This window comes from Streptomyces sp. NPDC059787 (assembly GCF_042732315.1).
GTDB classification, from domain to species: Bacteria; Actinomycetota; Actinomycetes; order Streptomycetales; family Streptomycetaceae; genus Streptomyces; species Streptomyces atrovirens.
In genome coordinates this window covers 21,774-35,974 of sequence record NZ_JBHWHX010000045.1, presented here as the reverse complement: position 1 = coordinate 35,974, position 14,201 = coordinate 21,774, and the positions used below count along the sequence as shown (strand labels likewise).

Here is a 14,201-nt window from a genome sequence, read left to right as displayed (position 1 = left end):
CTGCGGTGCCTTACTGCCGGCCGGGGTGAGGGGGATAGGGCTGGCCCGGGACCTGCGGGTACGGGTGGCCGGGCTGGGCCGGGGGCTGTCCGGGCTGCGGCTGCTGGGGGTACGGGCCCGGCTGACCGGGGACGGCCTGACCGGGCATGGGCTGACCGGGCATGGGCTGACCCGGAACGGGCTGGCCGGGGAAGGGCTGGCCCGGCATCGGCGGGGCGGCGACCGGCGGCGGGTTGCCGTCGGAGGTCCACAGACCGTGCGACTGCTGATGCCGTACGAAGTCCTCGGCGACCAGCGCCGCGAGGTTGAAGTACGCCTCCCGCACCTTCGGCCGCATCATGTCGAGGTCGACCTCCGCACCGGCGGCCAGATGCTCGTCGAACGGCACGACGAGCACGCCCCGGCACCGGGTCTGGAAGTGCGCCACGATGTCGTCGACCTTGATCATCTTGCCGGTCTCGCGCACCCCGGAGATCACGGTGAGGGACCGCGAGACGAGGTCCGCGTACCCGTGCGCGGACAGCCAGTCCAGCGTCGTACTGGCACTGCTCGCACCGTCCACGGACGGCGTGGAGATGATGATCAGCTGGTCGGCGAGGTCCAGCACGCCGCGCATGGCGCTGTAGAGCAGACCCGTACCGGAGTCGGTGAGGATGACCGGGTACTGCTTGCCGAGCACGTCGATCGCGCGCCGGTAGTCCTCGTCGTTGAACGTCGTGGACACGGCCGGGTCGACGTCGTTGGCGATGATCTCCAGACCGGACGGCGCCTGGGAGGTGAACCGCCGGATGTCCATGTACGAGTTGAGGTACGGGATCGCCTGGACGAGGTCACGGATGGTGGCCCCGGTCTCGCGCCGCACACGGCGGCCGAGCGTACCGGCGTCCGGGTTGGCGTCGATCGCGAGGATCTTGTCCTGCCGCTCGGTGGCGAGGGTGGCGCCGAGGGCGGTGGTCGTGGTCGTCTTGCCGACGCCGCCCTTGAGGCTGATGACGGCGATGCGGTAGCAGGACAGCACCGGCGTACGGATCAGCTCCAGCTTCCGCTGCCGCTCGGCCTCCTCCTTCTTCCCGCCCAGCTTGAAACGCGAACCGCCGCCCGCGGGGCGGCTGCTCTTCGCCTTCTGCTTCTTGCTGTTGAGCAGCCGGTCCGAGGACAGCTCCACGGCAGCGGTGTAACCGAGGGGCGCCGCACCGGGGTTGGTCGGCTGCCGCTGGTCGTGCTGGATGGGCTGCGGCCAGGCGGCCCCGGTACGCGGATCGACGGGCTGCTGCGGCGGCACACCGGGCTGCTGCCCCTGCGGCGGCTGCTGCGGGAAGCCGTAACCGGCCTGCGGGCCGGGCACGGGCGGGGTGCCGGGCCGGGCCTGCCCGAAGGGCTGCTGCGGAACTGCCGCGCCGGGCTGGGGGAGCCCGTACCCGGCGTGCGCGTCGGGAGCGGGAGCACTCTCGGGCTGCTGCGCCGGGGGTTGGGGGGCTGCCGCGCCGGGGGCGCCGGGCTGCGGGAAGCCGTAACCGGCGGGCTGGGCCGGAGGGGCCGGGGTGGCACCCGGCTGGGGGAAGCCGTAGCCGGCGGGGGCGTTGGGCGCCGGGGTGGGCGGAGTGTCGGGCTGGGGCTGCGCAGAGGGCTGCGGAGCCGACGTCGGGGCTGCCGCGCCCGGCTGCGGGAAGCCGTAGCCGGCCGGGGCGTTCGGCGCCGGCGCGGCCGGGGGCTCGGGCTGCTGGGCCGGGGGCTGGGGGGCTGCCACGCCGGGGGCGCCGGGCTGTGGGAAGCCGTATCCGGCCTGTGGGTCGGGTGCGGGGGCAGCCTCGGGCTGCGGGTTCGCCGCGCCGGGGGCGCCGACGGGCGGGAAGCCGTAACCGGCAGGTTGGGCCGGGGGAGTCGGGGCGGCGCCCGGCTGCGGGAAGCCGTAGCCGGCGGGGGCGCTGGGCGTCGGCGCGGGCGGAGTGTCGGGCTGCTGTGCGGGGGGCTGCGGGGCTGTTGCGCCCGGTTGCGGGAAGCCGTATCCGGCCTGCGGGTCGGGTGCGGGGGCAGCCTCGGGCTGTGGGGCTGCCGCGCCGGGCTGTGGGAAGCCGTATCCGGCCTGTGGGTTCACCGCGCCGGGAGTACCGGCGGGCTGGGCCGGGGGCGTCGGCGCGGGACCCGGCTGCGGGAAGCCGTAGCCGGCCGGGGCGTTCGGCGCCGGCCGGGTCTCGGGCTGTTGCTGGGGTGCCGGGCCGGCGGGCGGGAAGCCGTAGCCGGCCTGCGGGGCGGTCGGCGGGTTCCAGGCGGCGGGCGCGGGCTGCGGCGCCTGGGGCTGGAACGGCGGCTGCTGGGCAGGGACGGCCGGCTGGTCCTGCGCTGCCGCGGGCTGAGGCTGCGCGCCCCCGTCCGCCGGCTGGGCGGGCGCCTGCGCGGGCCACTGACCGGCCGGCGCCGGGGCGGCGGGGTACGCCGACGGCACCGGGGGAACACCCTGCGGCGCCGGGGGAGTCCAGGCGGGCGGGGCGTCGGGCGTGGCCGGGGCGGCGTCCTGGGGCGTGCTGTCCTCGGGGGCCTCTGCGGGCACCGTGTCGGCGGGCACCGCGTCGTTCACCGGCTCGGCGTCCTCGGGCTCGACAGCCGTCGGTTCGTCCGTCACCGGTACGCCCCCGGAGGGCACCGCGTCCTCGGGCTCGGCCTCCGGCTCCGCCGACGCGGCGTCGTCCTCCACGTCGGTCACCGAGGACTCGGCGTCCTCAGGTGTGACGTCCTCCGAGTCGGAGACCTCGCCGACTTCGCGCTCGCCGGACGTACCGGACGCCTCCTGGGCGTCGTCGGCGTCCGACGGGCCCACCGCGGCGTCGGAGACCTCCGCGGTGCTCTCGGCGTCGTCGTCGGTCCCGTCCTCACCGTCGGACGGCTCCAGTCGCACCTCAGCCTCCGCCTCGGCCTCAGCGCCGGCCTCCGCCTCGGCTTCCGCCTTGGCCTCCGCCTCGGCTTCCGCCTTGGCCTCCGCCTCGGCTTCCGCCTCGGCCTCCGCCTCGGCCTCCGCCTCGGCCTCAGCTTCCGCGCCCGCTTCGGCTTCCGCCTCGCGCTCCGCGATCTCCCGCTTCAGCGCGGCGGCGGAGAAGCGGATCGTCGCACCGCTCTCCAGATCACCGTTGTCGGCCTGGAACCCGCCGACCGGGATGTTCGGCACGGCCGAAGGGGAAGCCGCACCCGACTCCTCGGGCTCCTTCTCCGCTTCCGACCGCTGCGGCTCGAACCCGCTCCCCACCGGAAGCCTCGGCACGGCCACCGGCCCTCCGGACGGCGGCGCGGGTGGTGCGGGCGGTGCGGGCGGCGTGAACGGCACGGCGGGCGCGGGCGCCGGAGGCGTGAACGGGGCGCCCGGTGCAGGAGCGGGCGCGGGCGGAGTGAAGGGCGCCCCCGGCGCGGGCGCGGGCGGCTGCGCCGGAAGGGACGAAGGCCCCGCCGCTCCCACCGCGTGCGGCGGCGGAGCCAGCCCCGGCAACGGCGGAACGGGCACATGGGAGGAAGGAGCCGAAGCCGGCGAGGAGGGCGAGGAACCGGAGGGCGACGAAGCGGACGACGCCCCCGACTCCGAACTCTCCGAAGCGTTCTGCGTGTACCAGGCCGGCGGTGCGTAGTCGATGGTGAACTCGCCCGTCGTCTCGATGGCGGACTCCGCGTCGGGCTGGCCATCGCCGGGTGTCGCCCAGCCCCCGCGCGTCCCGTCCCGATCGCTGCTCACAGTTCCTCCTGGTGTGGTCGAGCACCCTCGTGCGTGCTGGGGGCGACCATGTGCCCTCCCCGTAGGACGCCGGGGCCCGGTTCGCGGGTTCTGGCGTCGCGCCGGGTACCAGCCTAATCACCAGTAGCCCCACCCCGTCAGCCCCGCCCACCCCTCGGCACGGGCCGTTCCGCCTCATGCGTCGCGGTCAAGAGCCGTACGAATTTCGCTACTTAAGCGGGCAAACTCGCTCAACACCCACGCAACGGTCAACAGGCGGGCCACCCAGTCCATCCCACGTGTGACACCATCAACCCGCCCTGGACAGCCACCAGTTGACGCACAGGCCAACGGGCGGCACGCACGCGTACCGCCCGTTGCCACATCTCCACATCACTCGGAGGCCGCGGCAAGCCCTCCGTCGCCCGGCGCCGGCTCCAGGTCGAACTCACCGTCCCGCGCCCCCAGCACGAAGGCCCGCCACTCCGCCTCCGTGTACCGCAGCACCGTGTCCGGGTCGAGCGAGGACCGCATGGCCACGGCACCGCCGGGCAGGTACGCGATCTCGACCCGCTCCTCGTGCTCCTCGGTGCCCGGCGCGCTGTGCCACTCGACGCCGGAGATGTCGAGGGCGTAGAGCTCGTCCTTCTCCCGCTCCTTGCGTGCCTTGATCTCCTCAGCCGTCTCCGCCATGCCGCAGCGACCCCTTCCCGACGTACGAACTGTCCGAGCGCTCACCCTAGTGGCCTGCGACGTCCCGTCCGGCCGGTTCGGCGGACCGGGGGGAAGGGCCCCGGTCCAGCCTGGTACCCTGAGTGACGGCCGTTTGTGTACGCGCCACCGGAGCGGGCTCGCTCCGGAGGTCGCGCCCAGCGGATCCCCGCCTTCCGAGTCATGGAAGACCCCCCGAGACGAAGACCGGGGGCGCTCGGTGGCCACTCACAGACTATGAGGAGTACGCGTGTCGCTCGACGCCGCAGTGAAGAAGCAGATCATCTCCGAGTTCGGTACCAAGGAGGGTGACACCGGCTCCCCCGAGGTCCAGGTCGCTCTGCTCTCCCGTCGGATCTCCGACCTGACGGAGCACCTCAAGACCCACAAGCACGACCACCACTCCCGCCGTGGTCTGCTCATCCTGGTCGGTCAGCGCCGCCGGCTGCTGCAGTACCTCGCCAAGAAGGACATCCAGCGCTTCCGTGCGCTGGTCGACCGCCTCGGCATCCGCCGCGGTGCGGCGGGCGCCAAGTAAGACGCCGTGAAGGGAGCGGTTCCCGGGGTAAGGGGACCGCTCCCTTTGCTGTACGTGCGGACTGTCACCGCACCTTTGTAGTGTGGTAGCACAACGCAACAGGTACGAACGACGCACGAGGAGAAGCGCACCTCGCCGCCGCCGGTCCTCGGTAGTGGCCCCCGGGAGAGTGAACCCCGGGAGCTTCGATCGAAGACCGGCCCGCACCAGCGGAGCGCTTCTCCGCCCCCGTCCCCTCCGCCACACGGGCGAGACGGGACGTAAAGACGACAAAGTAACGGAGAAAACGCTAGTGGAGAACGAGACCCACTACGCCGAGGCCGTCATCGACAACGGCTCCTTCGGCACCCGCACCATCCGCTTCGAGACGGGCCGCCTGGCCCGCCAGGCCGCCGGCTCCGCCGTGGCCTACCTGGACGACGACACCATGGTGCTGTCGGCCACCACCGCCTCCAAGAACCCCAAGGACCAGCTCGACTTCTTCCCCCTCACGGTGGACGTCGAGGAGCGGATGTACGCCGCGGGCCGGATCCCCGGTTCCTTCTTCCGCCGCGAGGGCCGGCCCTCCGAGGACGCCATCCTCACCTGCCGCCTCATCGACCGTCCGCTGCGCCCGTCCTTCAAGAAGGGCCTGCGCAACGAGATCCAGGTCGTCGCCACGATCATGGCGCTCAACCCCGACCACCTGTACGACGTCGTGGCGATCAACGCCGCCTCCGCGTCCACGCAGCTGGCCGGTCTGCCCTTCTCCGGCCCGATCGGCGGCGTCCGCGTCGCGCTGATCAACGGCCAGTGGGTGGCGTTCCCGACGCACAGCGAGCTCGAAGACGCCGTCTTCGACATGGTCGTCGCGGGCCGCGTCCTGGAGGACGGCGACGTCGCGATCATGATGGTCGAGGCCGAGGCCACCGAGAAGACCATCAAGCTGGTCGAGGGCGGCGCGGAGGCGCCGACCGAGGAGGTCGTCGCCGCCGGTCTGGAGGCCGCGAAGCCCTTCATCAAGGTGCTCTGCAGGGCCCAGGCCGACCTCGCCGCCAAGGCCGCCAAGCCGACCGGCGAGTTCCCGGTCTTCCTGGACTACCAGGACGACGTCCTCGAGGCCCTCACCGGCGCCGTCAAGCCGGAGCTGGCCTCCGCGCTGACCATCGCCGGCAAGCAGGAGCGCGAGGCCGAGCTGGACCGCGTCAAGGCGCTCGCCGCCGAGAAGCTCCTGCCGGAGTTCGAGGGCCGCGAGAAGGAGATCTCCGCCGCGTACCGCTCGCTGACCAAGTCCCTGGTCCGTGAGCGCGTCATCAAGGAGAAGAAGCGCATCGACGGCCGCGGTGTCACCGACATCCGCACCCTGGCCGCCGAGGTCGAGGCCATCCCGCGCGTGCACGGCTCGGCGCTGTTCGAGCGTGGCGAGACCCAGATCCTGGGCGTCACCACCCTCAACATGCTCCGTATGGAGCAGCAGCTGGACACCCTCTCCCCGGTGACCCGCAAGCGCTACATGCACAACTACAACTTCCCGCCGTACTCCGTCGGCGAGACCGGCCGCGTCGGCTCCCCCAAGCGCCGCGAGATCGGCCACGGCGCGCTCGCCGAGCGTGCCATCGTGCCGGTGCTGCCGACGCGCGAGGAGTTCCCCTACGCGATCCGTCAGGTGTCCGAGGCCCTCGGCTCCAACGGCTCGACGTCCATGGGATCGGTCTGCGCCTCCACGATGTCGCTGCTGAACGCCGGTGTGCCGCTCAAGGCCCCGGTCGCCGGCATCGCCATGGGCCTGATCTCCCAGGAGATCAACGGCGAGACGCACTACGTCGCCCTCACCGACATCCTCGGTGCGGAGGACGCCTTCGGCGACATGGACTTCAAGGTCGCCGGCACCAAGGAGTTCGTGACCGCCCTCCAGCTCGACACCAAGCTGGACGGCATCCCCGCCTCCGTCCTGGCCGCCGCCCTCAAGCAGGCCCGTGACGCCCGCCTCCACATCCTCGACGTGATGATGGAAGCGATCGACACGCCGGACGAGATGTCCCCCAACGCGCCGCGGATCATCACCGTGAAGATCCCGGTCGACAAGATCGGCGAGGTCATCGGCCCCAAGGGCAAGATGATCAACCAGATCCAGGAGGACACCGGCGCCGAGATCACCATCGAGGACGACGGCACCATCTACATCGGCGCCGCCGACGGCCCCGCCGCCGAGGCCGCCCGCACCACGATCAACAGCATCGCCAACCCGACGATGCCCGAGGTCGGCGAGCGCTACCTGGGCACGGTCGTGAAGACGACGACGTTCGGCGCCTTCGTCTCCCTGCTGCCGGGCAAGGACGGTCTGCTGCACATCTCGCAGATCCGCAAGCTGGCCGGCGGCAAGCGCGTGGAGAACGTCGAGGACGTGCTCGGCGTGGGCGCCAAGGTCCAGGTCGAGATCGCCGAGATCGACTCCCGCGGCAAGCTCTCCCTGATCCCCGTGATCGAGGGTGAAGAGGGCGCCTCCGACAACGACAAGAAGGACGACGCCGACAAGTGACGTCCCGTAGCGCCAAGGCGACGGCCCGCACCTCCTCGGAGGCGCGGGCCGTCGCCCGTACCCAAACCCTGATCAAGGGCGAGAACGGCATCGGTACGGTCCGCAGGACCACCCTCCCCGGCGGCCTGCGCATCGTCACCGAGACGCTGCCCTCGGTCCGCTCGGCGACCTTCGGCATCTGGGCCCACGTCGGCTCCCGCGACGAGACCCCGGCCCTGAACGGCGCCACCCACTACCTGGAGCACCTGCTCTTCAAGGGCACCTCCCGCCGCTCCGCCCTGGACATCTCCTCCGCCATCGACGCCGTCGGCGGCGAGATGAACGCGTTCACGGCCAAGGAGTACACGTGCTACTACGCGCGCGTGCTCGACACCGACCTGCCGCTCGCCATCGACGTGGTGTGCGACATGCTGACCGGCTCGCTGATCCAGGAGGAGGACGTCGACGTCGAACGCGGCGCCATCCTCGAAGAGATCGCGATGACCGAGGACGACCCGGGCGACTGCGTGCACGACCTGTTCGCGCACACCATGTTCGGCGACAACCCCCTCGGCCGCCCCGTCCTCGGCACGGTCGACACGGTCAACGCCCTCACCGCCGACCGCATCCGCCGCTTCTACAAGAAGCACTACGACCCGACCCATCTCGTGGTCGCCTGCGCCGGCAACATCGACCACAACAAGGTCGTACGCCAGGTCCGTGCCGCCTTCGAGAAGGCCGGCGCCCTCAAGAACGCCGACGCCGATCCGATCGCCCCGCGCGGCGGCTCGCGCGCGCTGCGCACCGCCGGCCGGGTCGAGCTCATCGGCCGCAAGACGGAACAGGCGCACATCGTCCTCGGCATGCCGGGCCTGTCCCGCACCGACGAGCGGCGCTGGGCCCTGGGCGTGCTGAACACCGCCCTCGGCGGCGGCATGTCGTCCCGCCTCTTCCAGGAGGTCCGGGAGAAGCGCGGACTGGCCTACAGCGTGTACTCGTACACGTCCGGCTTCGCCGACTGCGGCCTGTTCGGCGTGTACGCGGGCTGCAGGCCCTCCCAGGTGCACGACGTGCTGAAGATCTGCCGCGACGAACTCGACCACGTCGCCGAGCACGGACTCCCCGACGACGAGATCGAGCGCGCCGTCGGCCAGCTGAGGGGCTCCACCGTCCTCGGCCTCGAGGACACCGGCGCGCTGATGAACCGTATCGGCAAGAGCGAACTGTGCTGGGGCGAGCAGATGTCGGTCGACGACATGCTGGCCCGGATAGCCTCGGTGACCCCGGACGACGTCCGCTCGGTCGCCCGCGACGTCCTGGGACGGCGGCCCTCCCTGTCGGTCATCGGCCCGCTCAAGGACAAGCAGGCGTCCCGCCTGCACGACGCCGTCGCCTGACCCCTCCCGGTAAGGAAACAAGGAACATGAGCAAGCTGCGCGTGGCGGTCCTCGGTGCCAAGGGCCGGATCGGTTCCGAGGCGGTACGGGCCGTCGAGGCCGCCGAGGACATGGAGCTGGTGGCCGCCCTCGGCCGGGGCGACAAGCTGGAGACCCTCGCCGAGAACGGGGCCCAGGTCGCCGTGGAGCTGACCACCCCCGCCTCGGTCATGGGCAACCTCGACTTCTGCGTGCGTCACGGCATCCACGCCGTCGTCGGCACCACGGGCTGGACCGACGACCGCCTCGCACAGCTGAGGGGCTGGCTGGAGCAGTCCCCGGAGACGGGCGTGCTCATCGCGCCGAACTTCTCCATCGGCGCCGTCCTCACCATGAAGTTCGCGCAGATCGCCGCCCCCTGGTTCGAGTCCGTCGAGGTCGTCGAGCTGCACCACCCGAACAAGGTGGACGCCCCCAGCGGCACCGCCACGCGCACCGCCCAGCTCATCGCGGAGGCCCGCCGCCGGGCCGGCAGCGCCCCCGCCCCGGACGCCACCACCACCGCCCTCGACGGCGCCCGCGGCGCGGACGTCGACGGGGTCCCGGTGCACGCGATCCGGCTGCGCGGGCTCCTCGCCCACCAGGAGGTCCTGCTCGGCGGCGAGGGCGAGACCCTCACCGTCCGCCACGACTCCCTGCACCACAGCAGCTTCATGCCCGGCATCCTGCTCGGCGCCCGCCGCGTGGTGACCACTCCCGGCCTGACCTTCGGCCTGGAACACTTCCTCGACCTGAACTGAGCCCGAGCCGACCCCATGCGCGCGAAGATCTCCTACGCCATCACGGCCGCCGTCCTGGTGGTCTATTTCGTCCTGGTCGGCAGCCGTGGCGTGCTGCTCATCGAGGCCGGCACGCCCCTCACCGTCACCTTCGGCGTGGCGGTGCTGATCCTGCCGGTCATCGGTGTCTGGTTCCTGTGGAAGAACACCGAGTTCGTCCGCGACGCCAACCGGCTCGCCGCCCTGCTCGACGCCGAGGGCGGCCTGCCCGTCGACGAGCTGAAGCGGCTGCCCAGCGGCCGGGTCGACCGCGACTCGGCCGACGAGGTCTTCGCCCGCCGCAAGGCCGAGACGGAGGACGCCCCCGACGACTGGCGCAGCTGGTTCCGGCTCGCCGTCGCCTACCACGACGCCCGCGACACCCCTCGCGCCCGCAAGGCGATGCAGCGGGCGATCGCCCTGCACAAGACCTCTCACTGAGCGTGGGGGGGCCCCGGGCCCCCCCCGCCCGGGCCCCCCGCCCCCGCAGTCACACCGTGACGGTCACGCCTCGCGCGTGCCCTCGTACATCTCCTCGATGAGGTGCTTGTACTCGCGCTCCACCACCGGGCGCTTCAGCTTCAGGCTCGGGGTGATCTCGCCGTGCTCGACGTCGAGGTCGCGGGGCAGGAGGCGGAACTTCTTGATGGTCTGCCAGCGCTGCAGGCCCTCGTTGAGCTGCTTGACGTAGCCGTCGACCATCTCGACCGTGGCGGGCGCGGCGACGATGTCCGCGTACGGCTTGCCCTCCATGCCGTTCTCGGCCGCCCAGGCCGTGAGGGCGGCCTCGTCGAGGGCGATGAGGGCGGTGCAGTAGTTCCGGTCGGCGCCGTGGACGAGGATGTTGGAGACGTAGGGGCAGACCGCCTTGAACCGGCCCTCGACCTCGGCGGGGGCGATGTACTTGCCGCCGGACGTCTTGATCAGGTCCTTCTTGCGGTCGGTGATGCGGAGGTAGCCGTCGGGCGAGAGCTCGCCGATGTCGCCGGTGTGGAACCAGCCGTCCTCCTCCAGGACCTCGGCGGTCTTCTCGGGCAGGTTGTGGTAGCCCTGCATGATGCCGGGGCCGCGCAGCAGGATCTCGCCGTCGTCGGCGATGCGGACCTCGGTGCCGGGCAGCGGCTTGCCGACGGTGCCGGTGCGGTAGGCCTCGCCGGGGTTGACGAAGGAGGCGGCGGAGGACTCGGTGAGGCCGTAGCCCTCCAGGATGTGGACGCCGGCGCCGGAGAAGAAGTAGCCGATCTCGGGGGCGAGGGCGGCGGAGCCGGAGACACAGGCGCGCAGGTTGCCGCCGAAGGCCTCACGGATCTTGGCGTAGACGAGCTTGTCGGCGATGTTGTGCTTCGCCGAGAGGCCGAAGGGCGCGCTCGCGGTGCCGGTGCGGCGGAAGTTGTCCTGGGTGACCTTGGCGTACTCGCGGGCGACCCCGGCGGCCCACTGGAAGATCTTGTACTTGGCGCCGCCGCCGGCCTTCGCCTTGGCGGCCACGCCGTTGTAGACCTTCTCGAAGATGCGGGGCACGGCCGCCATGTAGGTCGGCCGGACCACCGGAAGGTTCTCGATGATCTTGTCGACGCGGCCGTCGACGGCGGTAACGTGGCCGGCCTCGATCTGGCCGGAGGTGAGCACCTTGCCGAAGACGTGGGCGAGCGGCAGCCACAGGTACTGCACGTCGTCGGCGCCGATCAGGCCGGTGGCGGGGATGGCCTTGGCCATGTACGACCAGCAGTCGTGCGGCAGGCGTACGCCCTTGGGGCGGCCGGTGGTGCCGGAGGTGTAGATGAGGGTGGCGAGCTGGTCCTTGGTGATCGCGGCGACCCGCTCCTTGATCAGCTCCGGTTCCTTCTGGAGCCGGGCGGCGCCGAGCTTCTCCAGGTCCGTGAGGGTGATCACGAAGTCGTCGGTGTCGGCGCCGGCCGGGTCGACGACCACGACACGGGTGAGTTCGGGCAGCTCGGCGCGCTTCTCGACCGCCTTGGCCGCCTGCTCCGCGTTCTCCGCGACGAGCACCCGGCTCTGGGAGTCGGACAGGATGTAGGCGGACTCGTCGGCGTTGGTCTGCGGGTAGACCGTGGTGGTGGCGGCGCCGGCGCAGAGGATGCCGAGGTCGGCGAGGACCCATTCGACCCGGGTGGAGGAGGCGAGCGCGACCCGCTGCTCGGGCTCGACGCCCAGCTCGATCAGGCCGGCCGCGATGGCGTGGACCCGCTCGGCGGTGCCCGCCCAGGTGAGGGACTTCCAGTCGTCCGGGCCCTCGCCGGAGGCCGCCGGGACCGGGTAGCGGTAGGCCTCGGCGTCCGGTGTGGCCGCCACACGCTCCAGGAAGAGGGTCGCCACGCTCGGCGGACGGTTCTCGATCAGTGTCTGTGTGTCGCTCACGACATCCTCCGGGGCCCGCGACGGTGCGGCTGGCTCAGTGCGGCTGGGGTTTCCTCGCGTCGTTGTTTAACTCGCGAGTAACTATCGAGCACGGACAGAGTAAAGGGCTACCGGCCACGGCGTAAGGGGCCACGGGCTGTAACTTCACACGGAGAGCCACCCTGCCGACGGGCGGGGCCCGCCGCACCGACGTGCGACGGGCCCCCATTGCACCCGGTTTGCGGAGTGACCCGCGGTAACCTCCGGGCGCTTCCCCGTTGTCTCCCCGGCTGCTTCCCGGCTACTTCTTGCCCTTGGCCGATCCCGCGCTGTCGTCGCTGGAGAGGACGGCGATGAAGGCCTCCTGCGGAACCTCCACCGAACCCACCATCTTCATCCGCTTCTTGCCCTCCTTCTGCTTCTCCAGCAGCTTCCGCTTACGGGAGATGTCACCGCCGTAGCACTTGGCGAGAACGTCCTTGCGGATGGCACGGATGGTCTCGCGGGCGATGACCCGGGAGCCGATGGCGGCCTGGATGGGCACCTCGAAGGCCTGGCGCGGGATGAGCTCGCGCAGCTTGGCGACGAGCCGCACCCCGTAGGCGTACGCCGCGTCCTTGTGGGTGATCGCGGAGAACGCGTCCACCTTGTCGCCGTGCAGCAGGATGTCGACCTTGACCAGGCTGGAGGTCTGCTCGCCGGTGGGCTCGTAGTCCAGGGAGGCGTAGCCGCGGGTCTTGGACTTCAGCTGGTCGAAGAAGTCGAAGACGATCTCGGCGAGCGGGAGGGTGTAGCGGATCTCGACGCGGTCCTCGGAGAGGTAGTCCATGCCGAGCAGGACACCGCGCCGGGTCTGGCACAGCTCCATGATCGAGCCGATGAACTCGCTGGGCGCCAGGATGGTGGCGCGCACGACCGGCTCGTACACCTCGCCGATCTTCCCCTCGGGGAACTCGCTCGGGTTGGTGACGGTGTGCTCGCTGCCGTCCTCCATGACCACCCGGTAGACCACGTTCGGCGCGGTCGCGATGAGGTCGAGGCCGAACTCGCGCTCCAGGCGCTCGCGGATCACGTCGAGGTGCAGCAGGCCGAGGAAGCCGACGCGGAAGCCGAAGCCGAGGGCGGCGGAGGTCTCCGGCTCGTAGACCAGGGCGGCGTCGTTGAGCTGGAGCTTGTCGAGGGCCTCGCGCAGCTCCGGGTAGTCGGAGCCGTCCAGGGGGTAGAGGCCCGAGAACACCATCGGCTTGGGGTCCTTGTAGCCGCCGAGCGCCTCCTCGGCGCCCTTGTGCTGGCTGGTGACGGTGTCACCGACCTTCGACTGGCGGACGTCCTTCACACCGGTGATGAGGTAGCCCACCTCGCCGACGCCGAGGCCGTCGGCGGACAGCATCTCCGGCGAGTTGGTGCCGATCTCCAGCAGCTCGTGCGTGGCGCCGGTGGACATCATCCGGATCCGCTCGCGCTTGTTGAGCTGGCCGTCGATGACACGGACGTACGTCACGACACCGCGGTAGGAGTCGTAGACCGAGTCGAAGATCATCGCGCGGGCGGGGGCGTCCTTGACGCCGACCGGGGCGGGGATCTCGGCGACCACCTTGTCCAGCAGCGCCTCGACGCCGAGACCGGTCTTCGCGGAGACCTTGAGCACGTCGTCGGGGTCGCAGCCGACCAGGTTCGCCAGTTCCTCGGAGAACTTCTCGGGCTGCGCGGCCGGCAGGTCGATCTTGTTCAGTACGGGGATGATCGTGAGGTCGTTCTCCATCGCCAGGTAGAGGTTGGCGAGGGTCTGGGCCTCGATGCCCTGGGCGGCGTCGACCAGGAGGACGGTGCCCTCGCAGGCGGCGAGCGAGCGGGAGACCTCGTACGTGAAGTCGACGTGCCCGGGGGTGTCGATCATGTTGAGGATGTGCGTGGCGCTCTTGTCGTGCGTGGGCGCCCACGGCAGACGCACCGCCTGGGACTTGATCGTGATGCCGCGCTCGCGCTCGATGTCCATGCGGTCGAGGTACTGAGCGCGCATCTGCCGCTGCTCGACCACACCGGTCAGCTGGAGCATCCGGTCGGCGAGTGTGGACTTGCCGTGGTCGATGTGCGCGATGATGCAGAAATTGCGGATCAGCGCCGGGTCGGTACGGCTCGGCTCGGGCACATGGCTGGGGATCGCGGGCACGCAGGGTCCTGATTCTTGAGGCGTCCGCATAACGTGTGC

10 protein-coding genes and 1 pseudogene are annotated in these 14,201 nt (G+C 71.3%); 6 read left to right on the top strand and 5 right to left on the bottom strand.

What is annotated here, in order from left to right; all coding sequences use genetic code 11:
• Window positions 1-10 precede the first annotated feature (10 nt).
• On the bottom strand, window positions 11-3,160 hold the full coding sequence (locus ACFV5H_RS30900; protein ID WP_385198242.1) for an AAA family ATPase: 3,150 nt from the start codon (window positions 3,158-3,160) through the stop codon (window positions 11-13).
• Here ACFV5H_RS30900 and ACFV5H_RS30895 point away from each other — a divergent pair.
• Window positions 3,150-3,611 carry a hypothetical protein gene (locus tag ACFV5H_RS30895; RefSeq protein ID WP_385198243.1) on the top strand — a complete coding sequence of 154 codons (462 nt, stop codon included), beginning with the start codon at window positions 3,150-3,152 and terminating at the stop codon, window positions 3,609-3,611. The two genes, ACFV5H_RS30900 and ACFV5H_RS30895, sit on opposite strands and share 11 nt — an antisense overlap.
• A gap of 23 nt (window positions 3,612-3,634) precedes the next feature.
• Here ACFV5H_RS30895 and ACFV5H_RS30890 read toward each other — a convergent pair.
• A pseudogene (locus ACFV5H_RS30890) lies at window positions 3,635-3,715 on the bottom strand (hypothetical protein); the annotation flags it as partial.
• Between the two features lie 372 nt (window positions 3,716-4,087).
• Window positions 4,088-4,387: a DUF397 domain-containing protein gene (locus ACFV5H_RS30885; protein WP_385056899.1), complete on the bottom strand. Its 300-nt coding sequence runs from the start codon at window positions 4,385-4,387 to the stop codon at window positions 4,088-4,090.
• 268 nt (window positions 4,388-4,655) lie between these two features.
• Here ACFV5H_RS30885 and rpsO point away from each other — a divergent pair, with 268 nt between their 5' ends.
• The 5 genes from rpsO (at window position 4,656) to ACFV5H_RS30860 (ending at window position 10,075) form a co-directional block, all read left to right on the top strand.
• Window positions 4,656-4,943, top strand: coding sequence for a 30S ribosomal protein S15 (gene rpsO / locus ACFV5H_RS30880; RefSeq protein ID WP_004924725.1), 288 nt, complete (start codon window positions 4,656-4,658; stop codon window positions 4,941-4,943).
• Window positions 4,944-5,235: 292 nt separating this feature from the next.
• Window positions 5,236-7,461, top strand: coding sequence for a polyribonucleotide nucleotidyltransferase (locus tag ACFV5H_RS30875; RefSeq protein ID WP_385198229.1), 2,226 nt, complete (start codon window positions 5,236-5,238; stop codon window positions 7,459-7,461).
• Window positions 7,458-8,837 (top strand): M16 family metallopeptidase, encoded by a 1,380-nt coding sequence (locus tag ACFV5H_RS30870; protein ID WP_385198227.1) that lies wholly within the window; start codon window positions 7,458-7,460, stop codon window positions 8,835-8,837. Before ACFV5H_RS30875 ends, ACFV5H_RS30870 begins: the two co-directional genes overlap by 4 nt.
• 26 nt (window positions 8,838-8,863) lie before the next feature.
• Window positions 8,864-9,616, top strand: coding sequence for a 4-hydroxy-tetrahydrodipicolinate reductase (gene dapB, locus ACFV5H_RS30865; protein WP_385058996.1), 753 nt, complete (start codon window positions 8,864-8,866; stop codon window positions 9,614-9,616).
• Between the two features lie 15 nt (window positions 9,617-9,631).
• The gene (locus ACFV5H_RS30860) at window positions 9,632-10,075 is read left to right on the top strand and encodes a hypothetical protein (RefSeq protein WP_030871707.1); all 444 of its coding nucleotides are present in this window, start codon (window positions 9,632-9,634) and stop codon (window positions 10,073-10,075) included.
• A gap of 63 nt (window positions 10,076-10,138) precedes the next feature.
• On the opposite strand, the gene ACFV5H_RS30855 is transcribed toward ACFV5H_RS30860, so the two are convergent.
• Both ACFV5H_RS30855 and lepA read right to left on the bottom strand, forming a co-directional pair.
• Window positions 10,139-12,013 carry an AMP-dependent synthetase/ligase gene (locus ACFV5H_RS30855; RefSeq protein ID WP_385058094.1) on the bottom strand — a complete coding sequence of 625 codons (1,875 nt, stop codon included), beginning with the start codon at window positions 12,011-12,013 and terminating at the stop codon, window positions 10,139-10,141.
• Window positions 12,014-12,293: 280 nt separating this feature from the next.
• Complete coding sequence (gene lepA, locus ACFV5H_RS30850) at window positions 12,294-14,162, bottom strand: translation elongation factor 4 (protein WP_385198225.1); 1,869 nt, start codon at window positions 14,160-14,162, stop codon at window positions 12,294-12,296.
• Window positions 14,163-14,201: the final 39 nt, after the last annotated feature.

What these genes read in the sequence shown, in the direction of transcription:
- ACFV5H_RS30895 (WP_385198243.1), top strand. Translation starts at nt 3,150, where the DNA reads ATGTTCGGCACGGCCGAAGGGGAAGCCGCACCCGACTCCTCGGGCTCC.
- ACFV5H_RS30860 (WP_030871707.1), top strand. Translation starts at nt 9,632, where the DNA reads ATGCGCGCGAAGATCTCCTACGCCATCACGGCCGCCGTCCTGGTGGTC.
- dapB (WP_385058996.1), top strand. Translation starts at nt 8,864, where the DNA reads ATGAGCAAGCTGCGCGTGGCGGTCCTCGGTGCCAAGGGCCGGATCGGT.
- ACFV5H_RS30885 (WP_385056899.1), bottom strand. Translation starts at nt 4,387, where the DNA reads ATGGCGGAGACGGCTGAGGAGATCAAGGCACGCAAGGAGCGGGAGAAG.